This window comes from Paraburkholderia denitrificans (assembly GCF_042655705.1).
Classification (GTDB): domain Bacteria; phylum Pseudomonadota; class Gammaproteobacteria; order Burkholderiales; family Burkholderiaceae; genus Paraburkholderia; species Paraburkholderia denitrificans.
Genome location: NZ_JBHSMP010000013.1, coordinates 14,355 through 39,319, shown reverse-complemented (window position 1 = coordinate 39,319; position 24,965 = coordinate 14,355). Strand labels below are relative to the sequence as shown.

At 65.6% G+C, this 24,965-nt stretch carries 21 protein-coding genes; 11 read left to right on the top strand and 10 right to left on the bottom strand.

Annotation, left to right across the window (positions count from 1 at the left end; genetic code table 11):
• Positions 1-23 precede the first annotated feature (23 nt).
• Positions 24-218: a DUF2905 domain-containing protein gene (locus ACFPTO_RS09620; protein ID WP_296662899.1), complete on the bottom strand. Its 195-nt coding sequence runs from the start codon at positions 216-218 to the stop codon at positions 24-26.
• A 5-nt stretch (positions 219-223) separates the two neighbouring features.
• Positions 224-1,444, bottom strand: a complete 1,221-nt coding sequence (locus ACFPTO_RS09615; RefSeq protein WP_377711113.1) for a class I SAM-dependent methyltransferase — start codon at positions 1,442-1,444, stop codon at positions 224-226.
• A gap of 13 nt (positions 1,445-1,457) precedes the next feature.
• On the opposite strand from ACFPTO_RS09615, the gene ACFPTO_RS09610 reads away from it, so the two are divergent.
• From ACFPTO_RS09610 to glmS, 5 genes are all read left to right on the top strand, one after another.
• Positions 1,458-2,348, top strand: coding sequence for an SDR family oxidoreductase (locus ACFPTO_RS09610; protein WP_377711112.1), 891 nt, complete (start codon positions 1,458-1,460; stop codon positions 2,346-2,348).
• Positions 2,349-2,492: 144 nt separating this feature from the next.
• Complete coding sequence (locus ACFPTO_RS09605; RefSeq protein ID WP_377711111.1) at positions 2,493-2,888, top strand: dihydroneopterin aldolase; 396 nt, start codon at positions 2,493-2,495, stop codon at positions 2,886-2,888.
• A gap of 3 nt (positions 2,889-2,891) precedes the next feature.
• Positions 2,892-3,926 (top strand): tRNA 2-thiocytidine(32) synthetase TtcA, encoded by a 1,035-nt coding sequence (ttcA, locus tag ACFPTO_RS09600; RefSeq protein ID WP_377711110.1) that lies wholly within the window; start codon positions 2,892-2,894, stop codon positions 3,924-3,926.
• Between the two features lie 140 nt (positions 3,927-4,066).
• Positions 4,067-5,455 carry a bifunctional UDP-N-acetylglucosamine diphosphorylase/glucosamine-1-phosphate N-acetyltransferase GlmU gene (gene glmU / locus ACFPTO_RS09595; protein ID WP_377711109.1) on the top strand — a complete coding sequence of 463 codons (1,389 nt, stop codon included), beginning with the start codon at positions 4,067-4,069 and terminating at the stop codon, positions 5,453-5,455.
• A gap of 39 nt (positions 5,456-5,494) precedes the next feature.
• The gene (glmS, locus tag ACFPTO_RS09590) at positions 5,495-7,312 is read left to right on the top strand and encodes a glutamine--fructose-6-phosphate transaminase (isomerizing) (protein WP_377711108.1); all 1,818 of its coding nucleotides are present in this window, start codon (positions 5,495-5,497) and stop codon (positions 7,310-7,312) included.
• Positions 7,313-7,360: 48 nt separating this feature from the next.
• On the opposite strand, the gene norR is transcribed toward glmS, so the two are convergent.
• A complete protein-coding gene (gene norR / locus ACFPTO_RS09585) occupies positions 7,361-8,887 on the bottom strand; it encodes a nitric oxide reductase transcriptional regulator NorR (RefSeq protein WP_377711107.1) in 1,527 nt (508 codons plus the stop codon).
• A gap of 161 nt (positions 8,888-9,048) precedes the next feature.
• Between norR and norV the strand changes: the two genes are divergently transcribed.
• The 3 genes from norV (at position 9,049) to ACFPTO_RS09570 (ending at position 12,910) form a co-directional block, all read left to right on the top strand.
• A complete protein-coding gene (gene norV, locus ACFPTO_RS09580) occupies positions 9,049-10,599 on the top strand; it encodes an anaerobic nitric oxide reductase flavorubredoxin (RefSeq protein WP_377711106.1) in 1,551 nt (516 codons plus the stop codon).
• Positions 10,596-11,738 (top strand): NADH:flavorubredoxin reductase NorW, encoded by a 1,143-nt coding sequence (gene norW, locus ACFPTO_RS09575; protein WP_377711104.1) that lies wholly within the window; start codon positions 10,596-10,598, stop codon positions 11,736-11,738. Before norV ends, norW begins: the two co-directional genes overlap by 4 nt.
• Before the next feature lie 425 nt (positions 11,739-12,163).
• The gene (locus ACFPTO_RS09570; RefSeq protein WP_377711102.1) at positions 12,164-12,910 is read left to right on the top strand and encodes an SIR2 family NAD-dependent protein deacylase; all 747 of its coding nucleotides are present in this window, start codon (positions 12,164-12,166) and stop codon (positions 12,908-12,910) included.
• A 61-nt stretch (positions 12,911-12,971) separates the two neighbouring features.
• Here the strand turns inward: ACFPTO_RS09570 and ACFPTO_RS09565 are convergent, their stop codons facing one another.
• From ACFPTO_RS09565 to ACFPTO_RS09555, 3 genes are all read right to left on the bottom strand, one after another.
• The gene (locus ACFPTO_RS09565; protein WP_377711101.1) at positions 12,972-13,919 is read right to left on the bottom strand and encodes a DMT family transporter; all 948 of its coding nucleotides are present in this window, start codon (positions 13,917-13,919) and stop codon (positions 12,972-12,974) included.
• A 289-nt stretch (positions 13,920-14,208) separates the two neighbouring features.
• Entirely contained in the window at positions 14,209-14,490 is a 282-nt protein-coding gene (locus ACFPTO_RS09560; RefSeq protein ID WP_377711100.1) for a hypothetical protein, read from the bottom strand.
• Between the two features lie 78 nt (positions 14,491-14,568).
• Positions 14,569-15,339, bottom strand: coding sequence for a Mut7-C RNAse domain-containing protein (locus tag ACFPTO_RS09555; protein WP_377711099.1), 771 nt, complete (start codon positions 15,337-15,339; stop codon positions 14,569-14,571).
• Between the two features lie 100 nt (positions 15,340-15,439).
• Between ACFPTO_RS09555 and ACFPTO_RS09550 the strand changes: the two genes are divergently transcribed.
• Together ACFPTO_RS09550 and ACFPTO_RS09545 are read left to right on the top strand one after the other, a co-directional pair.
• On the top strand, positions 15,440-16,324 hold the full coding sequence (locus ACFPTO_RS09550; RefSeq protein ID WP_377711098.1) for an NAD(P)-dependent oxidoreductase: 885 nt from the start codon (positions 15,440-15,442) through the stop codon (positions 16,322-16,324).
• 277 nt (positions 16,325-16,601) lie between these two features.
• Complete coding sequence (locus tag ACFPTO_RS09545) at positions 16,602-16,964, top strand: response regulator (RefSeq protein WP_377711097.1); 363 nt, start codon at positions 16,602-16,604, stop codon at positions 16,962-16,964.
• A 309-nt stretch (positions 16,965-17,273) separates the two neighbouring features.
• On the opposite strand, the gene argC is transcribed toward ACFPTO_RS09545, so the two are convergent.
• From argC to ACFPTO_RS09525, 4 genes are all read right to left on the bottom strand, one after another.
• Positions 17,274-18,221 carry an N-acetyl-gamma-glutamyl-phosphate reductase gene (gene argC, locus ACFPTO_RS09540; RefSeq protein ID WP_377711095.1) on the bottom strand — a complete coding sequence of 316 codons (948 nt, stop codon included), beginning with the start codon at positions 18,219-18,221 and terminating at the stop codon, positions 17,274-17,276.
• A 271-nt stretch (positions 18,222-18,492) separates the two neighbouring features.
• Positions 18,493-20,250 carry a methyl-accepting chemotaxis protein gene (locus ACFPTO_RS09535; protein ID WP_417629191.1) on the bottom strand — a complete coding sequence of 586 codons (1,758 nt, stop codon included), beginning with the start codon at positions 20,248-20,250 and terminating at the stop codon, positions 18,493-18,495.
• 320 nt (positions 20,251-20,570) lie between these two features.
• Positions 20,571-21,161, bottom strand: coding sequence for a YbhB/YbcL family Raf kinase inhibitor-like protein (locus tag ACFPTO_RS09530; RefSeq protein ID WP_377711092.1), 591 nt, complete (start codon positions 21,159-21,161; stop codon positions 20,571-20,573).
• A 283-nt stretch (positions 21,162-21,444) separates the two neighbouring features.
• Entirely contained in the window at positions 21,445-22,131 is a 687-nt protein-coding gene (locus ACFPTO_RS09525; protein WP_296662843.1) for an orotate phosphoribosyltransferase, read from the bottom strand.
• 527 nt (positions 22,132-22,658) lie between these two features.
• Here ACFPTO_RS09525 and ACFPTO_RS09520 point away from each other — a divergent pair.
• The gene (locus tag ACFPTO_RS09520; RefSeq protein ID WP_377711091.1) at positions 22,659-24,944 is read left to right on the top strand and encodes an NADP-dependent malic enzyme; all 2,286 of its coding nucleotides are present in this window, start codon (positions 22,659-22,661) and stop codon (positions 24,942-24,944) included.
• The last annotated feature ends 21 nt before the right edge of the window (positions 24,945-24,965 follow it).

Genomic DNA, 24,965 nt, shown 5'->3' with positions numbered 1-24,965 from the left:
CTTGCGCCCGCAGCGCACGACGCTCAGAGCGCGCGCACGAGTAGCGAAAGCAACAGCGAAAGCACGAGCGTCGACATGAACGGCAGCGGGTATTCGCGGCCGAAGAGGCGCAGCGTGACGTCGCCGGGCAGTCTGCCGATGCCGAGCTTGCGCAGCCACGGCTGCGCACCCGAGAGGATCGCCACGGCGATGAACGTGGTGAGGAACCAGCGGATCATGGCGTCTAGAGTGTGTGGCTGCGATCGCCGCGCGCGAATGCGGTGAGGGTTCCGTCGATGCCGCGCGAGAACGCGATCACCTTGAAGAGCTCGCCCATCTCCGATTCGGAGACGAGTTTTTGCACGGCGTTCGCGGCGGGCAGGAAGCGTGCGACATCGCGCGGATCGATTTCCGAGAGCACTTCCGTAATGCCCGCGTTCATCAGAAAGCGCGCCTGCGAGGTGTAGCCGAGCAGATCCGCGCCCGCGTCGACGCCCGCTTCCGCGATGCCCGTGAATTCGACGTGTGCCGTGATGTCCTGCAAGCCCGGATAGAGGAACGGATCGTCGTGCGCGCGATGGCGGTAGTGGCACATCAGCGTGCCCTGCACGCGCTGCGGATGATAGAACTCGCTGCTCGGGAACCCATAGTCGATGAAGAACGCGGCGCCGCGCACGAGCATCGTACAGACGGTGCGCGTGAAGGCGAGCGCCGCGTCGTGCGTTTCGGCCACGTAGTCGTCGCTGCCCTCGATGCCGGCGAGCACGCTTTCGGGCCAGTGCGCGCCGGGTTCACTGCCTTCGCTGCCTTCGCTCACCGCCGGCCGATCCGAGAACACGAATGCTCCGTGCGCGTTCACCGCCACGCCGCGCTCGTGCCACACGGCGTCCTTGCGGGCAAAAAGCCGCACCGGCATCGCGTCGAGCACTTCATTGCCGATCACCACGCCCTCGAACTGCGCGGGCAGGGCGTCGAGCCACGTCACGCGCTGTACGAGATGCGGTGCGCGCGCTTCGAGGGTTTCGCGCTGGCGCGCGCGCAATTCGCCCGAAAGATCGACGATGGCATACGAATCGAACTCGACGCCGAGCGCGTCGAGCGCGAGCAGGATACCCGCCGCGAGCTTGCCCGTGCCCGCGCCGAACTCCATCAGCGCGCGCGTGCCGCTCGCCGCAAGTGCTTCGGCGAGCGCGCGTGCGAGCGTCGAGGCAAAGAGCGGCGAGAGTTCGGGTGCGGTCACGAAGTCGCTGCCGTCGGCGGCGAACAGGCCGAATTTGCGTGCGCCGCCGCTGTAGTAGCCGAGCTCCGGCGCATAAAGCGCGCGCTCCATATAGCGCTCGAACGGGAGCCAGCCGCCTGCCGCGGCGATCTCGGCGCGCAAGGTGGCGGCGAGCGCCTCGGACTGCGCGAGCGCGGCCGGTTCGGGAACGGGTAAACTATCGGGTTCGTGAGCTTTCGGATTCATCCCGCCATTGTAAATGAGCGCACCTACCGGTTCCCGCCCGTCTAGCGGTTCCGCCGAGGCTTTCGGCGCATCCGTCGCACCCGTCACGCCCGGCTCCGATTTTCGCCCCGGTTCGTCGGCGGGCGCTTTGTCGCGCGTGGTGCTGGTCACGGGCGGTGCGCGCCGGATCGGGCGCGAGCTGTCGCTGGGCTTTGCGGCGCGCGGCTGGGATGTGGCGGTGCATTTCGGCGGCTCCGGGGACGCGGCTGACGAACTCGTCACGCAGATCGAGGCGCTCGGGCGGCGCGCGGTGGCGCTGCACGCCGACCTCGCGAGCGAGGCCGACGTCGCGCGGCTCGTACCCGCCTGCACGGCGGCGCTCGGGCGGCCCGCGTGCGTGCTGAACAACGCGTCGTCCTTCGACGAAGACACGGCGCGCGACATCGGCTACGAGAAGCTGCTCAACCTCATGGCGATCAACGTGGGCGCGCCGCTCGTGCTGGCGCGCACGCTGTACGAGGCGACGCCCGATGCCGCCGCGGCCGACGAGTCGCAGCGCACCTGCGTGATCAACGTGCTGGACCAGAAGCTGTACAACATGAACCCGGATTACCTCTCGTACACGCTGACGAAGGCCGCGCTCGCGAACGCGACCGTCGCGCTCGCCCAGGCGCTCGCGCCGAAGGTGCGCGTGGTCGGGCTTGCACCGGGCCTCACGCTGCAGTCGGCCGACCAGACGCCGGAAGGCTTCGAGACCGCGCACAAGCTGACGCCGCTCGGCCGCGCGTCGCGGCCCGCCGATCTGGTCGAGGCCGCGCTGTATCTCGCGGGGGCATCGGGCGTGACCGGCACGACGCTCGTGGTCGACGGCGGACAGCACCTCGTGCCGCTGCCGCGCGACGTGATGTATTTGACGGGAGCATGAGCGGCGGCACGTAAAACGATGCGCCGGAATAAGGCACAGCGCGAAACCCGCGCGTGCGCACGAAGGAATACTGTATGAACCGCCGGGCGCCCCGCGTCCGCGCGCGTGCCGCGAAGGCACGCTTTTTTATCGACTGGAACGACTATGTCCGCCGTCTTGCTGCACCCCCGGCTCGCCGATTGCCGCCGGCTCTTTTTGCGCAACTACGAAGTCAACATCAACATCGGCGTGCACGACTTCGAAAAACGCGGCGAACAGCGCGTCGTGATCAACGTCGATCTGTTCGTGCCGCTCGCGCAGACCACGCCGCGCGAGGACAAGCTGCGCGAAGTGGTCGACTATGACTACATGCGCGCGACCGTGGCCGCGCGCGTGAGCCAGGGCCATATCCATCTGCAGGAAACGCTCTGCGACGATCTCGCGACCGCGCTGCTCGCGCACCCGCTCGTGCGCGCGGTGCGCCTCTCGACCGAGAAGCCCGACGTCTATCCGGACTGCGACGCGGTGGGCGTCGAAGTCTTTCGCATCAAAGAGGACTGATTCATGAACGCCCCCCAAACCCTTCCCGTCGACGCGCGCGCCACGCAGGACGGCAGCGCCGCCGCACCCGCGACCGTGCCGGACGCGCCGGAAGCGGCGCATGCACAAGGCAGCAGCCGTCCCGCGATGACGCGCCGCGAGCAGAAGGACGCCTACGAGAACAACAAGCTCTTCAAGCGGCTCATGCGCCAGGTCGGCCAGGCAATCGGCGACTACAACATGATCGAGAACGGCGACAAGGTGATGGTGTGCCTCTCGGGCGGCAAGGACAGCTACGCGCTGCTCGACATCCTCCTGCGCCTGCGCGAGCGCGCGCCGATCGACTTCGAGATCGTGGCCGTGAACCTCGACCAGAAGCAGCCCGGCTTTCCCGAGCACGTTCTGCCCGAGTACCTGACCAAAGTCGGCGTGCCGTTCCACATCGAGAACCAGGACACCTACGGCATCGTCAAGCGCCTCGTGCCCGAGGGCAAGACGACGTGCTCGCTGTGCTCGCGGCTGCGCCGCGGCATTCTGTACCGCGTGGCGGGCGAGCTGGGCGCGACCAAGATCGCACTCGGCCACCATCGCGACGACATTCTCCAGACGCTGCTGCTGAACCTGTTCTACGGCGGCAAGCTGAAGGGCATGCCGCCCAAGCTGCAGTCCGACGACGGCAAGAACATCGTGATCCGGCCGCTCGCATACGTGAAGGAAACGGATCTGGAGAAATTCGCGGAACTGCGCGAATTCCCGCTGATTCCGTGCAACCTCTGCGGCAGCCAGCCCAACCTCAAGCGCGCCGAAATGAAGGCGCTGATCCGCGAGTGGGACAAGCGCTTCCCGGGCCGCGTCGAAAACATGTTCAACGCGCTCGGCAATGTCGTGCCGTCGCACCTGATGGATGCGTCGCTGTTCAGCTTCAAGGACCTGCGCACGACCGGCGTGGTCGATCCGCTCGGCGACATCGCCTTCGACGACGATCCGTGCTCGGCCGACACGCCGTCGCTGTCCGCAGAAGGCACGCCGATTTCGTTCGCGAAGCTCGACGATCTCTGATTCCGCGTTTGATTCTGCATTTGATGCCCGCGTTAGACGCTCACAGGGCCGGATACGCTCATCCGGCCCCGTGAGCGCGCCGCTTGCGGGTAAGCCCGCATGCTAGAATCGGCGGCTTCAAATTCCCCTTCACCGATGCAATGAACATCGTGATTCTCGCGGCAGGCATGGGCAAGCGCATGCATTCGGCGCTGCCCAAAGTGCTGCATCCGCTGGCTGGCCGGCCGCTTCTCTCGCACGTTCTCGATACCGCCCGCACGCTCGAACCGACCCGGCTCGTCGTCGTGATCGGCCATGGCGCCGACGCGGTGCGCGCAGCGGTCGCCGCACCCGACGTCCAGTTCGCCGTGCAGCACGAGCAGCGCGGCACGGGCCACGCACTCGCGCAGGCGCTGCCGTTGCTCGATACGAGCGTGCCGACGCTCGTGCTTTACGGCGATGTGCCGCTCACGCGCGCCTCGACGCTCAAGCGTCTCGCCGACGCCGCGCGCCTGGCGGGAGAGCGTGTGGCCAAAAACAAGGCGGGTTACGGCATCCTGACCGTCACGCTCGACAACCCCACCGGCTACGGGCGCATCGTGCGCGACGCGGCGGGCAAGGTGGTGCGCATCGTCGAGCAGAAAGACGCGAGCGAGGCCGAGCGCCGGATCGACGAGATCAACACGGGCATCGTCGTCACGCCGAGCGCGCCGCTCGCGGGCTGGCTCGCCGCGCTGAAGAACGACAACGCGCAGGGCGAGTTCTATCTGACCGACGTGGTCGAGCACGCTATTGCAGAGGGCCATCCGGTCGTCACCGCGCAGCCCGACGACGAAGCGGAAACGCTCGGCGTCAACAGCAAGCAGCAGCTCGCCGAACTCGAGCGCGTCTATCAGCGCAACGTGGCCGAGTCGCTGCTCGTCGCGGGCGTGACGCTCGCCGACCCCGCGCGCATCGACGTGCGCGGCACGCTCACCTGCGGGCGCGACGTGTTCATCGACGTGAACTGCGTGTTCGAAGGCGACGTGACGCTAGCGGACAACGTCGTCATCGGCCCGAACTGCGTGATCCGCCAGGCCGCGATCGGCGCGGGCACGCGCATTGACGCCTATACGCACATCGAGAACGCGCGCGTCGGCGCGCAGGCCGTGCTCGGACCGTACGCGCGTCTGCGCCCGGGAACGCAGCTTGCGGACGAGGTCCACGTCGGCAATTTCGTCGAGATCAAGAACGCGAACATCGGTCACGGTTCGAAGGCGAATCACCTGAGCTACGTCGGCGACGCCGATGTCGGCGCGGGCGTGAACATCGGAGCGGGCACCATCACCTGCAACTACGACGGCGCCAACAAGCACCGCACGGTGATCGGCGACAACGTGTTCGTCGGCTCGGATACGCAACTGGTCGCGCCGGTGCGCGTGGGCCGCGGCGTCACGATCGCGGCGGGCACGACGGTGTGGAAGGACGTTGCCGACGACATGCTCGTGCTCAACGAAAAATCGCAGGTCTCGAAGTCCGGCTACGTGCGACCGGTCAAGAAAAAGAAATAACGCAGCACCCGGACTTTTTATTGCAAAGGATCGAAAGCTATGTGCGGCATTGTCGGCGCGGTGGCGCTTCGTAATATCGTGCCCGTCCTGATCGAAGGACTGCGGCGACTCGAATATCGCGGTTACGATTCGTGCGGCGTCGCCGTCGTCACGAGTGCGGGCGCCGAGCGCGTGCGCAGCGTCTCGCGCGTGGCCGAACTCGACGAACAGGTGCGCGAGGCGCACTTCGAAGGCGTGACCGGCATCTCGCACACGCGCTGGGCGACGCACGGCGCGCCCACCGTGAACAACGCGCATCCGCTCTTCTCGCACGATGCGCTCGCGATCGTTCACAACGGCATCATCGAAAACTACGAATCGCTGCGCGAGGCCTTGCGCGCGAAGGGCTACGAATTCGTTTCGCAGACCGATACGGAAGTCATCGCGCACCTCGTGCACAGCCTCTATCGCGGCGACCTGTTCGCCGCCGTGCGCGAAGCCGTGCAGCAACTGAGCGGCGCGTATGCGATCGCGGTTGTTCACAAGGATCAGCCGCACACGGTCGTGGGCGCGCGCGCGGGCTCGCCGCTCGTGGTCGGCCTTGGCAGCGGCGAGAACTTCCTCGCCTCGGATGCGCTCGCCGTCGCGGGCAGCGCGAGCCACATGATCTTCCTGGAAGAAGGCGACGTCTGCGAACTGACGCTCGAAGGCGTGCGCATCGCCGATGGCAACGGCCATGAAGTCCAGCGTGAAGCGCGCGAAGTGCAGGCCTACGGCGGCACTGTCGATCTTGGCCCGTATCGTCACTACATGCAGAAGGAAATCTTCGAGCAGCCGCGCGCGATCGGCGACACGATTCCCGCCGGAGACAAGTTCGAGCCGGGTCTCTTCGGCGACAACGCACGCGCGGTGTTCGGGGACATCGACAGCATCCTGATTCTCGCGTGCGGCACGAGCTACTACGCGGGCCTCACGGCGAAATACTGGCTCGAATCGGTGGCGAAGATCCGCACCGATGTCGAGATCGCGAGCGAATACCGCTATCGCGAGTCGGTGCCGAATCCGCGCGCGCTCGTCGTCACGATTTCGCAGTCGGGCGAAACGGCGGACACGCTTGCGGCGCTCAAGCACGCGCAGTCGCTCGGCATGACCCACACGCTCGCGGTGTGCAACGTCGCGACGAGTGCGATGGTCCAGCTCACCGAACTGAAGTTCCTGACGCATGCTGGACGCGAGATCGGCGTGGCTTCGACGAAGGCGTTCACGACGCAGCTGGTCGGCCTCTTCATTCTCGCGGCAACCCTGGGCAAGCTGCGCGGCCACGTGAGCGCCGAACAGGAAGCGCAATACGTGAAGCTGCTGCGCCACCTGCCTGCCGCGCTCAACGGCGTGCTCGCGCTGGAGCCGCAGATCATCGCGTGGTCGGAAGAGTTCGCGCGCAAGGAGAATGCGCTCTTCCTCGGACGCGGGCTGCACTATCCGATCGCGCTCGAAGGCGCGCTCAAGCTCAAGGAAATCTCGTACATCCACGCGGAAGCCTATCCCGCTGGTGAGCTCAAGCACGGCCCGCTGGCGCTCGTGACCGAGGCGATGCCGGTCGTGACGGTCGCGCCGAACGACGCGCTGCTCGAAAAGCTCAAGTCGAACATGCAGGAAGTGCGCGCGCGCGGCGGCCGGCTTTATGTGTTCGCCGATGCCGATACGCACATCACGAGCGGCGACGGCATTCACGTCATTCGCATGCCGGAGCACTACGGGCTGCTTTCGCCGATCCTGCACGTCGTGCCGCTGCAACTGCTCGCGTATCACACGGCCTGTGTGCGCGGCACCGATGTCGACAAGCCGCGTAATCTGGCGAAATCGGTCACGGTGGAGTGAGGGTGGGCGGCCGGGCAGTTTGCCCGGCCGCGCCTGCGGCTAGCCGCGCTATTTCAACCCGAGCCGTAGCGCCAGCCGATGCAGGTTGCCCGGGTTGAGCGCGAGCCTTCGTGCGGCCCCGGCCCAGTTGCCGTCACAGTCGTCGACTGCCTTGCTGATCATCGAGCGCTGAAACGCGTCGGTGGCGTCCTTCAGACTCATCTCGCGCAGGTTCTCGGGCTGCGCCGCCAACGGCGTGTGCCCCGCGACAGGCTGGCGATCGCCCGGGCAGATGTGATGCTCGTGGATCACCGCCTTCTCCCCCTGCTCCGCACGCGCAAGCACCGCCGCGCGGCGCAGCACGTGTTCGAGTTCGCGCACGTTGCCGTGCCACGGACGCGCAGCCAATGCAGCCAGCGTGTCCTGGTCGATCGACAGCGTATTCAGACCCATCGTGCCGCGCCAGCGTTCGAGGAAGAAACCGGTCAGGAGCGGAATGTCCTCGCAGTGCTCGCGCAGTGACGGCGCGTGCAGCGGAAAGACGCTCAGGCGGTGATAAAGATCGGCGCGGAACTGCCCGGTGACGGTTTCGGCCTTGAGATCCTTGTTGGTCGCGGCGATCACGCGGACGTCGACCTTGCGCTGGCTGTCGTCGCCGATCCGCTGCAGGTCGCCGTATTGCAGCACCCGCAGCAGCTTGGCCTGCAACGACAGCGGCAGTTCGCCGATCTCATCGAGAAACAGCGTGCCCTGGTGAGCCAGCTCGAACTTGCCGGTGCGATTGTGGATGGCGCCGGTGAAGGCGCCCTTCACGTGGCCGAACAGCTCGCTCTCGGCGACGCTCTCGGGCAGGGCCGCGCAATTCAGATAAACGAGCGGGCTCGCGCGCCGCGCCGAGCCCGCGTGAACCGCCCGCGCGATCAGTTCCTTTCCCGTACCGGTCTCACCGAGGATCAGCACGTTCAGATCCGTCCCGGCCACGACGCCAATCTCGCTGCGCAACTGCTGCATGGCCGCCGACGTGCCGATCATCTCGCCTTCTCCCGTCGCCGCGGCAATCTGGCGCACCGGGGGATTGGCGGTGCCGTGCGGATCGCTCGCCATCTGTTCGAGCAGCAGCGCGTTGGCGAGCGCCGCCGAGGCGAGCGCGCCGATCACGCCGAGATCCTGATCGTCGAAGCCGTCGAACTGCGAGGGATTCAGGCCGTCGATGGTCAGCGCGCCGATCAGCACCTCTTCGCTGAGCAGCGGAATGCCCATGCAGGCATGCACATGCAGATGGTCCAGCCGGGCAATCAGGCTGTCGTACGGGTCGGGCAGGTCGCTGTCCGGCGGAAAGCGCACGACGTCGCCCGCGCGCGCAATCGCTTCCAGACGCGGGTGCTCGCTCACGAGAAAGCGCCGCCCCATGACGTCGGGCGACAGGCCGTCGATGGCCAGCGGAATGAAGGTGCCGCGGTTGTAACGAAGCAGCGCGGAGGCGTCGGAACGGAAGAGCTGCCGCACGCTCTGGATCAGCTGCTCGAAGCGCTCGCGGTGCGAATTGCCGCGCTGAAGATCGAGTGCGATGCGGGTGAGAGTGTCGGCGCTGAGCATTATTGTCGGATTGACGATGGATTTGTCGGCGAAACAATACCGGAGAATTGTCTTTTAAACAATTGATGGATAAAAGTTGTATGTTTATCAGTGGATGACGGGCTGGCACGCTGCTTGCAGTAGATGTTCCCCGCAACCGTTCACCCACTAAAGGAAACACCATGTCCATTCTGCTCAAAAACAACGTCCATTGGGTCGGCCAGCGCGATTGGGAAGTCCGCAGCTTCCACGGCACCGAATACGGGACGCTGCGGGGCAGCAGCTACAACAGCTATCTGATTCGTGAGGAAAAGACGGTTCTCATCGACACGGTGGATCACCGGTTCAGCCGCGAGTACATCCGCGATCTGGCCGCCGAGGTCGATCTCAGCACGATCGACTACGTGATCATCAACCACGCCGAGGAAGACCACGCGGGCGCGCTGGCCGAACTGATGGCGCTGATTCCGGGCACGCCGATCTACTGCACGAACAACGCGCTCGATTCGATCGTCGGCCACCATCACCACCCAGAGTGGAATTTCCGCACCGTGCGCACGGGCGACAAGCTCGACATCGGCAACGGCAAGCAGCTCGTCTTCATCGAAACGCCGATGCTGCACTGGCCCGACAGCATGATGACCTACCTCACCGGCGACGCCGTGCTGTTCAGCAACGACGCCTTCGGCCAGCACTACTGCGACGAGCACCTGTTCAACGACGAGGTCGACCAGGGCGAATTGATGGAGCAGTGCCTGCGCTACTACGCGAACATCCTCACGCCGTTCAGCGCGCTCGTGACCGCCAAGATCAATGAAGTGCTCGGGTTCGGCCTGCCGGTCGACATGGTGGCCACCTCGCACGGCGTGGTCTGGCGCGACAACCCCACGCAGATCATCCTGCAGTACCTCGAATGGGCGAACAACTATCAGGAAGACCGCATCACGCTGTTCTACGACTCGATGTCGAACAACACGCGGATGATGGCCGACGCCATTGCGCAGGGCATCCACGAAACCGATCCCGCGGTCGCCGTGAAGATTTTCAACGTCGCGCGCCACGACAAGAACGAAATCCTCTCGAACGTGTTCCGTTCGAAGGGCGTGCTCGTCGGTTCCTCGACGATGAACAACGTCATGATGCCGAAGGTGGCCGGCATGCTGGAGGAGATCACCGGGCTGCGTTTTCGCGGCAAGAAGGCTTCCGCGTTCGGCAGCTTCGGGTGGTCGGGCGGTGCGGTCGATCGCATCCAGACGCGTCTCATGGACGCCGGTTTTGACATCGCGCTTTCGCTGAAGGCCAAGTGGCGCCCGGATGCCGCGACGATCGAACTGTGCCGTGAACATGGCCGCCAGATCGCGCGCCAGTGGGCGCTGCATCCGATCGAACCGGCACGTCGCCGGGAAACGGCGGTTGCGGCAAACGACGCCAACGGCAGCACGGTCGATGTCGCCGCCGTAGCTGCAGCCGCCACCGCAGCCCCGGCAGCCCCCGCGGCCGCCGCGGCCAAGGCCCCCGCGGCGGCGGCGGCCACCGGCGCGGCTGCTTCGTCCTGCGGCGGCTGCATGGTGTGCACCGTGTGCCAGTGGATCTACGACCCCGCGCTGGGCGAGCCCGATCAACTGGTCGCGCCCGGCACGCCCTGGGAGGACGTGCCCGATACGTTCCTCTGCCCCGGCTGCGGTATCGGTAAAGCCGTGTTCGAACCCGTTCTGGAGAAGGCTGCAGCATGAAACGCGCAATTACGATCGTCGGCAGCGGTTTCGCTGCCCAACAACTCGTCCGCAACATTCGCAAGCACGACGCGGAGGTGCCGGTACGCATCATCACCGCCGACAACGGCCACGAATACAACAAGCCGGACCTGAGCCACGTGGCGAGCCGCGCCACCACGGTTACCGGCTTGCCGTCGCGCTCGGGCGAGGCGTTTGCCGCCGAGCTGAACGTCACGCTGCAGGCGCGGTGCCGGGTCGAGTCCATCGACACGGCGCGCCAGGTCCTGGTGACGTCGGAGGGGGAGAGCGCCTACGAGCAGCTCGTGCTCGCCACCGGCGCGCGCGCGGTGCGGCCTGGATTTGCCGGATCGGATCTGATGTACACGCTCAACAGCCTCGACGAATTCGCGAAGCTGGAGCCGCAACTGGCGACGGCGCGCAGCGTGTTCGTGCTGGGCGCGGGCCTGATCGGCACGGAACTCGCCATGGACATCGCCACGACCGGCCGTGAGGTGACGCTCGTCGATAACGCAGCGAGCCCGCTCTCCGCGCTGCTGCCCGCCGCCTTGAGCCAGCCGCTGATCGAAGCGCTGAAGACCGCGGGTGTGCGGCTGCAACTGGGTCGCGGCGTGCAGGCCATCGCGGCGGCTGACGGCGGTTTCGACGTCAGCCTGACCGACGGCACGACGAGCCGGCATGACCTCGTCCTCGCCGCGGTCGGACTTGCGCCGGAAGTGTCGCTCGCCCGCGCGGCGGGGATCGAAGTCGGGCGCGGTATTGTCGTCGACGACCACCTGCGCACCAGCGTGCCCGGTATCTACGCGCTCGGCGACGGCGCGGAAAAGCAGGGCAAGCTCATGCCTTTCCTGCAGCCCGCCCTGCTCGGCGCGACCGCACTCGCGGCCACGCTGCTCGGCAAGCCGACACCGCTCGTGCTGCCGCACATGATGGTGCGCGTGAAGACCCCGGTTTATCCGCTGCAACTGGCTGGCCGCACGAACGGAGACGGTCTGTCGTGGCAGTCAGAATGGAATGCGAGCGGCATGCTCGCCCGTGCGTTCGATGCGGCCGGCAAACTGTGCGGCTTCGTCGCGGGCGGCGACCGCATCAGCCAGGCTTTTGCTGTGTTTCGCGAACTTCCCCGCCCCACCATGTGAGCGGGAAAGACGCCGGTAAGCAAAGCAGCCGGGCGTGGAGCTGACGATATCCATGCCGGGCTGCTTCCGGTTCTCCACTTTGATCGGGCGCCCGAGTCCGGTTTGTGTCGATACGCGCTGTCGCTGTTTTCCCCTGGGCCGCGACAGCGCGTATCGGACAAATCTGGCTCGCGTTAATACGAGCTGTCCCTGCTTTTTCCCCGGAGCAGTGGCATTGCGTTGCGCCCGATCCTTTTTTCCCCTGCTTTTCTTCCCGCTTTTTTCCCCTTAAAGCTGCCAGGCGTGGCCCTGCGCGAGCTTTAGCCCATCTCCCTCCAACCGTCCCCGCGAAGCGCATTGGCCCGTGCAGTCAAAAGCGCTGCATGCCGCGCTGACCGACGCGCGGCGCGGCGTCATAATGGCGCCGATCCCACCAGGAGACGAAATTGGCCGAACTGCAACAACGGCGAAAGCCCCACATGTACGTGTTTTCGGGGGCGGGCCTCTCGGCGGAAAGCGGCATCTCGACGTTTCGCACGGGCGATGGCATCTGGACGCACGAGAATATGGACGAGGTGTGCAACTACCTGACCTGGCGTCGCAACCGGCCGGCCGTGTTCCGCTTCTACAACCGGCGCCTTGCCGAATGCGCGGGCGCGCGCCCCAACGACGCCCATCGGCTGCTGGCCGAATGGCAGGAAACGTGGGGCACGCAGCGCGTGCATCTGATTACGCAGAACATCGACGATCTGCTGGAGCAGGCCGGCGCGCGTCAGGTCACGCACCTGCACGGCGACATGGTTTCGCTCCTGTGCACCGACTGCGACCACCGCTTTCCGATGACCGGCGAGACGCTCGATCCGCAGGCGGCGTGTCCGTCGTGCGGCCAGGCGGACAGCGTGAAGCCAGGTGTTGTGTTCTTCAACGAGGCTGCGCCCGAATACGAGACGCTCTGGCGCGTTCAGCAGTCGATGACGGCGGACGATCTGTTTATCGCCGTCGGCACGGCGTTCGAGGTGATTCCGCCCGAGCGGCTGCTGCCGCCCGAACGCCTCGGGAAGCACCGCCGCAATTTCGTCGTCGATCCGGCGCCGAAGCGCACCGAATGCTTCGGCGTGGTGGAGGCCAAACCGGCGACGGTCGGCCTGCATAACCTCGCCGATACGGTTACCCGGATGATGGCTGGCGGCTAACGCCGCGCGCTCATCGGCGCAAGCGCGCGAATGCGCGCTCGTTTAGAGAAACTTCGCGAAATCAGGCTGGCTCGGCCGGTTGCCGCTGCGACTCCGGTTCGGTGAGCATGCGTCCTGCGGGCAGCAACTGGCACGCGAGCAGGCCCGCGAGCATCAACGCGCAGCCCGTGAGCGCGCGCGCCGTCATCGTTTCGCCGAGTACGGCCCAACCCGCCAGTGCGGCGAACACGCCTTCCATGCTGAAGATCACAGCGGCGTGCGCGGGTGCCGCGTAGCGCTGGGCGACCACCTGAATCGTGTAGGCGACGCCCACCGAAAGCCCGCCGCCATACAGGATCGTGGGTGCGGCGCGCACGAGGCTCGCGAACTGCAGCGGCTCGCGCACGAGGCCGATCGCGAGACAGGTCACCCCGCACGTGACGAACTGCACGATGGACAGGGCGAGCGGATCGTGGCGCGGCGCGTAGCGGCCCACGAGCATCACCTGGATCGAGATCACGATCGCACAGGCGAGCTGGTACCAGTCGCCATACATGATCGAGAAATGCTCGTTGATGCTGAGCAGATAGAGCCCGGCTGCGGCCAGCACGGCGCCGAGCCACGTGCCGGGGCCCGTGCGATGACGCAGCAATACGCCGATCAGGGGCACGATGACCACGTAGAGCGAGCTGATGAAGCCCGCATTGGCGATCAACGTGTAGCGAAGGCCGATTTGCTGGAGCGAAATGGCGACCGCGAGCAACAGGCCGAGCAGGACGCCCGCGCGCAGCAGGGCGGCGTCGAAGAGGCGCGGCGGCGCGACGTCCGCGGCGCGGCGCGTGGGCCGGCGCAGAACGAACACGAACGCCGAGACGACGGCGGCGCCCAGCAGGAAACGCAATCCCGTGAAGAGGAACGGCCCGATGGCGTCGAGGCTCAGTCGCTGGGCGACGAAGGCCGAGCCCCAGATCATGGCGGCCGCCAGCATCATCAGATTGGCGCGCAGGTGTTGGCGGGAGGCGGAGTTCAAGCGGATTTCTCTTTTTTCGAGGACTGCCGCAGCACCGTTTTCAAGGTGGTGGCGTTCACATGCAACGCCTGCGTGGTGCGCGCAGACCTCGATCGTATCCGAATTGAAAGGCGGTTGTCTGTTAGGTGTATCGGAATAAATACCGCGCCATTTGCGGATGACCCGCACCATTCGCTGCCAGATGCGTCTTTTGCAGCGCCGCGCGTGGTGGAACTGACAAGGCGGAAGTGAAAAAAAAGCCAGAGCGTGCCCGGGCTTTTTCGTGAGTGCGGCGCGCTGGCCGCGCGTGTTACGACGCGTCGCGCGCGAGGCCCTGCTCAAGCAATTCGGTCAGGAGACCGTTCAGGCCGCCGGGATGCTGCTCGGCACGCGACTTCAACTGCGCGACCAGGTCGGCGTTGAGCTTGCAGGCGAACGGCACGAGCCCCTGCGCCTGGTCGAGCTTGCGGCGCTCGCGGCGATCCAGCGTCGCGGTCGACCCCTTGCCGAAGCGCTCGGGCCCGGCCTGGTTCGTCGCTTGCATCAGTTTGAGTGCCTTGTTCTTCTCAAGGTCGGTTTTCTTCATGGCCATGCTGTCGGCTCCGATGTTGGGCAGTGGCGCGCATTGTACGCATTCGACCGGGGGCGTCCATCGCCGATATGTTTCGCTTCATGTCTGCGTCTGCGTTCGAATATGCGGCGCAGTGCGTGTGACGTGGTCCATCAGCGCGCGCATGCGCTGCCAGTGCGAGCCTTCCCAGAACACGCGCTGGCAGACATCGCAGGTGACGAAGCGCGTCTGACGCTCGAATACGCCCTCCGGCACGCGCGTACGCGCTTCGCCGCGTTCGATCGGATGCAGCGGCGCGTTGCATGTCAGGCAGAGCCGGAAAGGCCGCGCGCTGGCGGCGAGATCAAGCCGCTCGAAGATTTCGTAGAGTTGCGCGCTCGGCTTCAGCGCACGCACGTAGCAGCCGTGCGTGATGGTGCGGCGCTTGAGCAGTTCGCGGTCGCGCGTGAGCACCACGCGGTGCTCGGCGGCGGCGAGCGCTTCGATTTCGGGGTCGGGGAAATTGTTGTCGTAGAGCGTATCGAAGCCCGCGAGCCGCAGCAGTTGCGCGAGGCCGCCGAGATGCGCATCGGCGACGAAGCGCAACTCGCGCAGCGGCGCAGCGCGCACGCGCAGCAGCGGGCGGATGTCGAGCGCCTCGAACTTCGGATAGACGGCGACGCGGTCGCCGTCCGCAAGCGGATGCTCGAACCCGACCGATTCGCCGTTCACGAGGATCAGTTCGACTTCGGTGTGCGGCACGCCGAGCGCTTCGATCATGTGCTTCGCGGTGGCATTGCGCGCGCACGCGCAACTGAATGCACGGCGGCGCAGCGGCCGTGCAAGGAAGTCGTTCAGCTCCTCGTAGAAGCGGAAAGTGGCGGTAACCATGCGGCAGTATGGCACCGGACGGGGGCCGTCGGCGCGTGTTTGACTGCAGTGCGCGCGTTGCTGTGCTCTACTGCCGGTTCTCACCCTGAAGGAGCTTGAGATGGACATTGGTTTTATCGGCCTCGGCGAAATGGGGGGCGCGATTGCCGCCAATCTTCTGACGGCGGGGCATCGGGTGCGCGTGTGGAACCGGACGCCGGAGCGCGCGCAGCCGCTTGCCGCAGCCGGAGCGCAGGTGGTCGTCACGCCCGCTGCCGCCTTCGCGGGTGATGCCGTCATTTCGATGCTCGCCGACGACGCGGCGTTGCGTGACGTGGTCGACGCCGCGTTGCTCGACCAGGCGCCGCGCGGCTTCGTCCATGTGAACATGGCGACGATTTCGGTTGCGCTTGCCGGAGAGCTTGCACGTGCGCATGCCGAGCGCGGCCTGCAATATGTGGCCGCGCCCGTGCTGGGCCGCCCGGACGCCGCGCGGGCCGCGAAACTGACGATCGTCGCGGCGGGCGCCGCCGAAGCGATCGACCGCGTGCAGCCGCTATTCGACGTGATCGGACAGAAAACCTGGCGCATCGGCGCGCGGCCGCAGCAGGCGAACGTGATGAAGCTGGCGGCGAATTTCATGCTGGCGTCGGCGGTGGAGACGCTCGGCGAGGCGTCTGCGCTGCTGTCGGGGCACGGCGTTGCGATGCGCGATTTTCTTGACGTGGTGGCGGGTGGACCGTTTCCCGGCCCCGTGTACGCGGGTTATGGTGCGATGATCGCGGAACGGCGCTACGAACCCGCGCTCTTCAAGGCGCGGCTCGGTCTCAAGGATGTGCGGCTTGCGCTGGCTGCGGCAGACGAAGTGTCGGCGCCGATGCCCGTGGCGAGCGTCGTGCGCGACAGCCTGCTCGACGCCATCGCGCACGGCGACGGCGAGCGCGATTTCGCGGTGCTCGGCGAGGTTGCTGCGCGGCGCGCCGGGCAGACGCCGCGTGAAGCTTGATGGTGCGGTGTGTCGCGACGACGGAGCCGTTTTACCGGTCGACTCGCAAGGTCGATTTGATTCGCCCGCCTGGGCACGGGTTGCCAATGGAGCGGTCGCGGCGCAATCTTCATACGAGCGCCCGGTTTCGCACGATGCGGGTTAAAGCAGACGAGGACAATGGCAGCCGACGCGTCGGGCCACATTGCGAGGTGCGCTGGAGCGGGCCTTGCGGCGTGCCGGAACAAATCGTGCTGGGCAGTGGACGAATGACAACCACAATGGCAGGAGACGGCGGGTGGAAACGCGCATTCTGATCGCCGATACCGACGAGAAGTCGCTAACGGGGCTCGGCACGTTGCTCACGGACCTCGGTTATGCGATTGCCGTGGCGCGCACGCTCGACGATGCGGTCGAGGCCGCTGCGCGCTTTGCGCCGGACGTCGCGATTATCGGGTTGTCGTTGCAGGCGGAGGATCCGGCAACCATCGTCCACCGGCTGCGGCAGGCGAGCGGCATGCGATTGCGGCTGCTCATCGCGCTGACCGGCTGGGGCGACACGCGCCACCGCGACGAGGCGCTGGTGGCGGGCTTCGATGTGCATCTGGTGCGCCCGGTGGGGCTCGATCAATTGATGTTCATTCTCTCGATGATCGGCTAGTAGGCTAGATGTTGCTAAATTACAACATTGGGGTCCATGCTACTTTACATGTTGCGTTGCATCACAAATGTGGCTATACTGATTTCGTCTCCTCCATGTCTCCTCTGATATGGATTAAGCCCGCCGACTTGGCGGGCTTTTTTTTTCTGCGCGCTTTTTGCCGCCATCTTGCGGCGTTTGTGCAGCTTTTGTCCTGCATTCGCGCCACCGCCGCCGCACAATCCGCACAATCGAGCGCCAATAAAAAAACCGGCTCTTCGCAGAGCCGGTTTCGCTTTGTGCTACCGATGTCGGTACGCGTCCGCTAAATCAGCCTTTGAGGCCGGCGTCTTCCGCCGCGCCGATGGCGAGGTTCATGCACTGGATCGCCGCACCCGACGCACCCTTGCCCAGATTGTCGAGGCGCGCGACGGTCACGAACTGCTCGTCGTTGCCGAACACGAACAGATCGACGCGATTCGTGTCGTTGTTCGCCTGGACGTCGAAGGCGCCGTTATCGAGGTTCTCGTCGGCGTTGTACGGTGCCACGCGCACGAATGCCTCGCCCGCGTAGTACTCGGCGAACAGCGCCTGAATGTCCTGCGGCTTCGCGCGGCGCGTGAGCTGCTGCGGCGAGAAGAAGGTCGTGACGGCAAGGCCCTTGTAGAACGGGCCGACGACGGGCGTGAACACCGGCGTGAGCTTCAGGCCGCCGTGCGCGGCCATCTCCGGCAGATGCTTGTGCGCGAGGCCGAGCGCATAAGGACGCGGGCTCATCAGCTTCGCGTTGCCGCCTGCTTCGTACTCCGCGATCATTTTCTTGCCGCCGCCGCTGTACCCGGTCAGCGAGTACGCGTGGGCCGCGAAATCGGCGCTGACAAGACCGGCCTCGACGAGCGGGCGCATGGCGAGCACGAACGCCGAAGCGTGACAGCCCGGCACGGCGATGCGCTTCGCGTTGCGCACGCGGTCGCGCTGCTGGCGTGTGAGTTCGGGCAGACCGTAGGCCCAGTCGGCGCTCGTGCGAAATGCGGTGCTCGCGTCGATCAGTACGGTGCGGTCGTTTTCGACCAGCGAAGCCGATTCGCGCGAGGCGACATCGGGCAGGCAGAGGAACGTCACGTCCGAAGCGTTGATGAGACGGCGGCGTTCTTCGACATCCTTGCGCTTCGCTTCGTCGATCCGCAGGATCTCGACGTCGGCGCGCGCTGACAGGTACTCGAAAATCTTCAGGCCGGTCGTGCCTTCCTGTCCGTCGACAAAAACTTTCGTGCTCATTGCAGTCTCTCTGAACGCGGGTGGTTCGGGGCGCTCGCGCAACGGGTGCTGACCCGTCGGGCGCCGGAACGGTATTTTAAGACTTGATGCGCATCGAGGTGCGGGCCGCGCCGGAAAAAAATGGCGCGCCGCGGATTTCCGGGGAAGGTACGGTGCGTACCGACCCCTTTGAGACATGCGGCTCGCCGATTTCGTTGTCTGCCTCTGGTCGCGAAGCAGACGGATATCAGTCGCATCCGCCCGATTTCGCTCCGACGACGCGTCACGGCGCCTAGAAAGTCTCCCAGTCGTCGGCGTGGCTGTCCGCCACTGCGCCTGTAGCCGGTGCGCGAACACTGGCAGCCGCCGTTGTCGCCATCGCCGGACGGATGGGACGAATGGGTTGCGCGACCGTCCGCTTCTGCGCCGGTTGCGCTCGCGCGGGCGGCTGGTGCGACAACTCGTCTCCGAGCCGGAAGAACGTCACGTCGGATTTCATCTTCGTGGCCTGTTCCTGCAGCGACTGCGCCGCTGCCGCTGCTTCCTCTACCAGTGCGGCGTTCTGCTGGGTCACCTCGTCGATCTGGTTGATCGCCTGATGAACTTGCTGGATGCCCTTGCTCTGCTCGTCAGAGGCCGCCGAGATCTCGCCGACGATATCGGACACCTGGCTAATCGCCTGGATCACCTTATTCATCGTCGTGCCGACGTCGCCCGCCTGCTCGGCGCCTTGCTGCACCTTGCCCGAGGACGCTTCGATCAGCACCTTGATCTCCTTGGCCGCCGCCGACGCGCGTTGCGCCAGCGTGCGCACCTCGCCGGCCACCACCGCGAAACCGCGGCCCTGTTCTCCGGCGCGTGCGGCTTCGACGGCGGCATTCAGCGCGAGGATGTTGGTCTGGAAGGCGATGCCCTCGATCATCCCGGTGATCTCGGCGATCTTGGCGGAGTCAGCGCGGATCCCCTGCATCGTCGCCACCATCGTGCCCACCGCCGTGCTTCCCGCATTGGTCAGCGCGCGCGCGTTGGCCGCGAGTGAATTGGCCTGGCGGGCGTTGTCGGCGTTCTGCTTCACGGTTTCGGTGAGTTGCGTCATGCTCGCGGCCGTCTGTTCGAGCGAGGCCGCCTGCTCTTCCGTGCGTGCCGAGAGGTCCTGGTTGCCCGCCGCAATCTGTCCGGATGCAACCGTCACCGACTCGCTGCTATCGCGAATCCCCCGGATGGTGGCGGCCAGTTGCCGGCTCATCGTCTTCATGGCGTCGAGCAACTGCCCGAACTCGCCCGTCGCGTCCACGACGATCTCGGCGTCGAGCCGGCCTTGCGCGATATCGCTGGCGATACTCACCGTCTTGTTCAACGGCCGCGTGATGGCACGGATCAGATAGAGCGCCGCACCAATCGACAGCACGATACCGGCGAATAGCAGTGCGAGGGAAATCCACTTCAACCCCGTGGCCTCGGCCGCACCGTCACTATCGGTCTGTTTCGCCACATCGGCCCCAAGCTGCACGTCCTGCTTGAGCAGCGCCGTCACGCTGTCGCCGATCGGGAGAACGTTGCTCACCAGCCAGGCGAGCGCGCCGTCGAAGTCGCCCTGTTCGATGAGCGACAGTTCCTTGTCGACCGCCGCGCGGTACTGGGTGAGCTGACCATCGATCTTGTCTGCCAGCACGCGCTCTTCATTGCCCGTCACACCGTTCGGGTAGTAGTCCTTCCAGTCCTTTTCCGTCTGCTCCGAATAATCACGAACCTTCGCTGCGAAAGACTTGTCCTTCTGCGCGACCATGCGCCAGAGCGCAAGACGCGAATTGAGCGCATCGGTCTGGGTCGCGCTCAGATAGCCGGTCGGGATGACGATGGCGGTGTAGGTGCCGTGTAAGGCGCTGCTCAAGACCGAGATTCCGCGCAGACCGAAGCCGCCAACGATCAGCGTAATCGCCATGCTGGTCGCGAGCACGAGAATGATCCTGGCCCTGACCGTCGAAAAGAATTTACCCAACGAAAACCTCTTGCATGTGTCGTTTAGTGGGACGGTGAGAGGCCGACGCACACTGGCTCCACCGGAATGCATCGCCCAGCCCGACTTGCCACAGTGACGCGGCATGCCGGTGGCGTCCCGCGTAACGGGAGCGGTAGCGCTGCATATGCCGTCTTGATCTGGATCAAGGCGGCATATGCATTTCGGCATGCCAGGGAAAATCTTTATGCGGCCCCGAATTAGAAAGCGTTAGCCGTGTGGCGCAACTTTGCGGGGCTGATGAAGGGGTCTGAGCCGAATCAACCGGCGTCGGAAGTGGTGTTTCGTTCGGGGGAAGAGCGCGGGTCGTGCACGCTTGCGCACGACCCCGATTCGGTGGCCTTAAGTGGCCTTCAGCGTCCGTACGTGACCGTGAGCTGCGCGCTGCCGAGCCTGGATCCCGCGATTTCGTGATCGAACAGGGCGGCGGGGCGTCCTTGCGGAATGCCGAGCCGGTCGATGCTGAGCGCGTACACCGTGATCACGTAGCGATGCGGCTTGCCCGGCGGCGGACAGGGGCCGCCGTAACCGTCGGCATCGAAGTCGTTGCGCGCTTCTACGGCGCCGAGCGGCTTCAGTTCGCCCGACGCGCTCGCGTTCTCCGGCAGCGCCGTCACGCGCGCCGGTATATCCGCGACGGCCCAATGCCACCAGCCGGGGCCGGGCGCGTCGGGATCGAACATCGTGATGGCGAAACTGCGCGTACCGGCCGGGGCGTTGTGCCACGTCAGCTGCGGTGAGCGGTTGCCGCCGTCGCAGCCGCCCTTGTTGAAGACCTGCGCTGTGGCGACGCGCCCGCCGTCATGCATCGTCGTGCTCGAAACCGAGAACGCCTCGCCCGCATGAGCGGCGACATCCGCATGAGCGACGAGCGCCAGTGGCGCGCAACCGAGTACGAGCCGAAGGCAGCGTGAAAGTGGCGTGCTGGCGTGAGCGCGATCCATTGACCCGTTCTCCCGTGTGTTCATCGAATGCCGACCACGATTCACCGAGGTGACGTTTCGAATTGTGTTCCAGATCGGGACCGCTTCGATAGAGCGCTATCCCTGAGTGCCGTCTCGCTTTGCAGAGTATGGCGCGTGGGCGGAAATCGTTATCGGCGGGTGCGCGTGGGGGCGTCTGGCCGTAACGGGAAGCGCATAAAAAACCCCACTGTCCAGCAAGACAGTGGGGTTTTTCGTTTTGCGGTGGCGCGATATGCGCCAGCCGGGGGGCTAACCGCGCTGTTTACTGCGGTGCCGCCGTCGCGCCGCCGTGCGCTGCCGACCATTCGGCCGGTGCGTGCAGGAATTTCTCGACTTCGTCGAGCGTCTTCGTTTCGAAGTAGCCCGATTCCTTCGCGACGCGCAGCACATCCCACCACGTTGCGAGCGCGTGCAGGTCGACGTCGATGTCTTTCAGCACCGAAACGCTTTCCTTGAAGATGTTGTAGTGGAACAGCACGAAGCAGTGGTTCACCGTCGCGCCGGCCGTGCGCAGCGCGTTGATGAAGTTGATCTTGCTGCGGCTGTCGGTGGTCAGGTCTTCGACGAGCAGCACGCGCTGGCCTTCGGTGAGCAGACCCTCGATCTGCGCGTTGCGGCCAAAGCCCTTCGGCTTCTTGCGCACGTACTGCATGGGCACCATCAGACGGTCCGAGAGCCATGCGGCGAACGGAATGCCCGCGGTTTCGCCGCCCGCGACGGCGTCGATCTGCTCGTAGCCGACGTCGCGCAGGATGGTCGCTTCGGCCATTTCCATCAGGCCGCGGCGCACGCGCGGGTACGAGATCAGCTTGCGGCAGTCGATGTAGACCGGGCTCGCCCAGCCGGAAGTGAAGATGAAGGGCTTTTCGGCGTTGAAGTGCACGGCCTTCACTTCGAGCAGCATTTTGGCGGTCGTGTCCGAGATCGTCTGGCGATCGTAGCCTGTCATGGGCGAATCCTTGGATATGAAAGCGGGGAGGGCGGGCGCGAGGCCCTGGGGGCTGGCCCTAGGGGCTGGCCCTGTGGCGCTGGCACGGCGAATCCGGATGCGCTGCACCGGAACCCGCGATGCGCGGCCCGGATGGCGTCGGCTGCCTAACGTTGCCCGAGGTTCTTCGGGAGTTCGTCTGGGGCGGCCCGCACGGTCCGGACGGCTTTTCTTGCGCGCGTAGCCGCGTATTTTACCCGACTTGAGATACGGCGACGAGCCGCGCGCACGGCGGGGAGCGTCCGGCGAACCGGATTCACGCGGATGCACGCGCGGACTCACGCACTGATTCACACGCGTTGCCTCGGGTGTACACTAATCGCCCCCGCCAATTAGCACTCGCCGTTTCGTTCTCCGCGCCGGGGTTTCCCGTCGCCGCATGTCCTGCGCACGGGGCTGCGCTGTCGACCCTTTGAGCGCATCGAGCGAAGCGACGAATTCACGACCACAAGACGATTCACGTCGCTCACGTCCAGGCAGGCCTGAAAATGGATGAACAACTGAAGCAAAGCGCGCTCGCGTACCACCAGAATCCGAAACCCGGCAAGATTTCGGTCACCCCGACCAAGCCGCTGTCGAACCAGCTCGACCTCTCGCTCGCGTATTCGCCCGGCGTCGCCGCCGCGTGCATGGCGATCTTCGACGAGCCGCTCGACGCGCAGAAGTACACGTCGCGCGGCAACCTCGTCGGCGTCGTGACGAACGGCACCGCCGTGCTCGGCCTCGGCAACATCGGCCCGCTCGCCGCGAAGCCGGTGATGGAAGGCAAGGGCTGTCTCTTCAAGAAATTCGCCGGCATCGACGTCTTCGACATCGAACTCAGCGAATCGGACCCGGACAAGCTCGTCGAAGCGATCGCCATGCTCGAACCGACGCTCGGCGGCGTCAACCTCGAAGACATCAAGGCGCCCGAGTGCTTCTACATCGAGCAGAAGCTGCGCGAGCGCATGAAGATCCCCGTCTTCCACGACGACCAGCACGGCACGGCGATCATCGCCTCCGCTGCGATCCTCAACGGCCTGAAGGTCGTCGGCAAGGATCTCGGCAGCGTGAAGTTCGTGTGTTCCGGCGCGGGCGCGGCAGCGATCGCCTGCCTCGACCTGCTCGTGAAGCTCGGCCTGAAGAAGGAGAACATCCTCGTCGCCGACTCGAAGGGCGTGATCTACGAAGGCCGCGGCAATCTCGATCCGTCGAAGGCGCGCTACGCGGCCAACACGCAGGCGCGCACGCTCGCCGACGCGATCAAGCAAGCCGACGTGTTCCTCGGCTGCTCGAGCGCGGGCGTGCTCAAGCCCGAGATGGTGAAGGACATGGCTGCCACGCCGCTGATCCTCGCGCTGGCGAACCCGGACCCGGAAATCCGTCCGGAAGAGGCGAAAGCCGTGCGCCCGGATGCGATCATCGCGACGGGCCGTTCGGACTATCCGAACCAGGTCAACAACGTGCTGTGCTTCCCGTTCATCTTCCGCGGCGCGCTCGACGTCGGTGCGACGACGATTACGGAAGAGATGAAGCTCGCGTGCGTGCGCGCGATTGCCGAACTCGCCGAAGAAACCGATCAGGGCGACGAAGTGGCGAAGGCGTACGAAGGCCATACGCTCGAATTCGGCCCGGAGTACCTGATTCCGAAGCCGTTCGATCCGCGGCTCATCATCAAGATCGCTCCGGCCGTTGCGCAGGCGGCGATGGATTCGGGCGTCGCGACGCGCCCGATCGCCGACATGGACGCCTACCGCGAGCAGCTTGGCGCGACGGTCTATCGCTCGGGCATGGTGATGCGCCCGGTGTTCGCGGCTGCGAAGGCGAGCCAGGCGCGCATCGTGTTTGCCGAGGGCGAGGACGAGCGCGTGCTGCGCGCCGCGCAGTTCGTGCTCAACGAAAAGATCGCCAAGCCGATCATCGTGGGCCGTCCGTCCGTGGTGGAAATGCGCCTGAAGAAAATGGGCTCGAAGCTGCGCGCGGGCACCGACTTCGAGATCGTCGATCCGGAAGACGATCCGCGCTTCCAGAAGAGCTGGCAGGCGTACCACCAGATCGGCGCGCGCCGGGGCGTCACGCCCGACGTCGCGAAGGCGGCGGTGCGCAAGTTCAACACGCTGATCGGCGCGATCCTCGTGCATCTGGGCGACGCGGACGGCATGATCTGCGGCCTCGTGAACAGCTTCGACTTCCACCTGAATTTCGTCGAGCAGGTGCTCGGCAAGGCTGACGGCGCCGAGAACTACGCGGCGATGAATCTGCTGATGCTGCCGGGCCGCAACCTCTTCATCAGCGATACCTACGTGAACGAAGTGCCGAGCGCCGAGCAACTCGCCGACATGACGATTCTGGCGGCGCGCGAGATCGAGAAGTTCGGCATCACGCCGAAGGTCGCGCTGCTCTCCAGCTCGAACTTCGGCAGCGTGCGCTCGTCGACGTCGCAGCGCATGCAGGCGGCGCGCGAACTGCTGGCGCAGCGTGCGCCGCAGCTCGAAGTGGACGGCGAAATGCACGGCGACGCGGCGCTTTCGGAGGTGATCCGCAAGCAGGCGTTCCCGGGCACGACGCTCGCGGGCGAAGCGAACCTGCTCATCATGCCGAACGTGGAAGCCGCGAACATCGTCTACAACCTGCTGAAGGTGATCGGCGGCGAAGGCGTGACGGTGGGACCGTTCCTGCTCGGCGCGTCGAAGCCGGTGCATATCCTGACGCCGGCGGCGACCGTGCGACGCATCATCAACATGACGGCGGTCGCTTCGGCGAACGCGGCCGTGCGCAAGGCAGCGGCACGCTAAGCACGAGCGAGTTGGACTGAT

What these genes read in the sequence shown, in the direction of transcription:
- ACFPTO_RS09615 (WP_377711113.1), bottom strand. Translation starts at nt 1,444, where the DNA reads ATGAATCCGAAAGCTCACGAACCCGATAGTTTACCCGTTCCCGAACCG.
- ACFPTO_RS09555 (WP_377711099.1), bottom strand. Translation starts at nt 15,339, where the DNA reads ATGGTTACCGCCACTTTCCGCTTCTACGAGGAGCTGAACGACTTCCTT.
- glmU (WP_377711109.1), top strand. Translation starts at nt 4,067, where the DNA reads ATGAACATCGTGATTCTCGCGGCAGGCATGGGCAAGCGCATGCATTCG.
- ACFPTO_RS09530 (WP_377711092.1), bottom strand. Translation starts at nt 21,161, where the DNA reads ATGGATCGCGCTCACGCCAGCACGCCACTTTCACGCTGCCTTCGGCTC.
- ACFPTO_RS09550 (WP_377711098.1), top strand. Translation starts at nt 15,440, where the DNA reads ATGGACATTGGTTTTATCGGCCTCGGCGAAATGGGGGGCGCGATTGCC.
- ACFPTO_RS09620 (WP_296662899.1), bottom strand. Translation starts at nt 218, where the DNA reads ATGATCCGCTGGTTCCTCACCACGTTCATCGCCGTGGCGATCCTCTCG.
- norR (WP_377711107.1), bottom strand. Translation starts at nt 8,887, where the DNA reads ATGCTCAGCGCCGACACTCTCACCCGCATCGCACTCGATCTTCAGCGC.
- ACFPTO_RS09525 (WP_296662843.1), bottom strand. Translation starts at nt 22,131, where the DNA reads ATGACAGGCTACGATCGCCAGACGATCTCGGACACGACCGCCAAAATG.
- argC (WP_377711095.1), bottom strand. Translation starts at nt 18,221, where the DNA reads ATGAGCACGAAAGTTTTTGTCGACGGACAGGAAGGCACGACCGGCCTG.
- ACFPTO_RS09610 (WP_377711112.1), top strand. Translation starts at nt 1,458, where the DNA reads ATGAGCGCACCTACCGGTTCCCGCCCGTCTAGCGGTTCCGCCGAGGCT.
- glmS (WP_377711108.1), top strand. Translation starts at nt 5,495, where the DNA reads ATGTGCGGCATTGTCGGCGCGGTGGCGCTTCGTAATATCGTGCCCGTC.
- ACFPTO_RS09605 (WP_377711111.1), top strand. Translation starts at nt 2,493, where the DNA reads ATGTCCGCCGTCTTGCTGCACCCCCGGCTCGCCGATTGCCGCCGGCTC.
- norW (WP_377711104.1), top strand. Translation starts at nt 10,596, where the DNA reads ATGAAACGCGCAATTACGATCGTCGGCAGCGGTTTCGCTGCCCAACAA.
- ACFPTO_RS09560 (WP_377711100.1), bottom strand. Translation starts at nt 14,490, where the DNA reads ATGGCCATGAAGAAAACCGACCTTGAGAAGAACAAGGCACTCAAACTG.
- ttcA (WP_377711110.1), top strand. Translation starts at nt 2,892, where the DNA reads ATGAACGCCCCCCAAACCCTTCCCGTCGACGCGCGCGCCACGCAGGAC.
- ACFPTO_RS09520 (WP_377711091.1), top strand. Translation starts at nt 22,659, where the DNA reads ATGGATGAACAACTGAAGCAAAGCGCGCTCGCGTACCACCAGAATCCG.
- norV (WP_377711106.1), top strand. Translation starts at nt 9,049, where the DNA reads ATGTCCATTCTGCTCAAAAACAACGTCCATTGGGTCGGCCAGCGCGAT.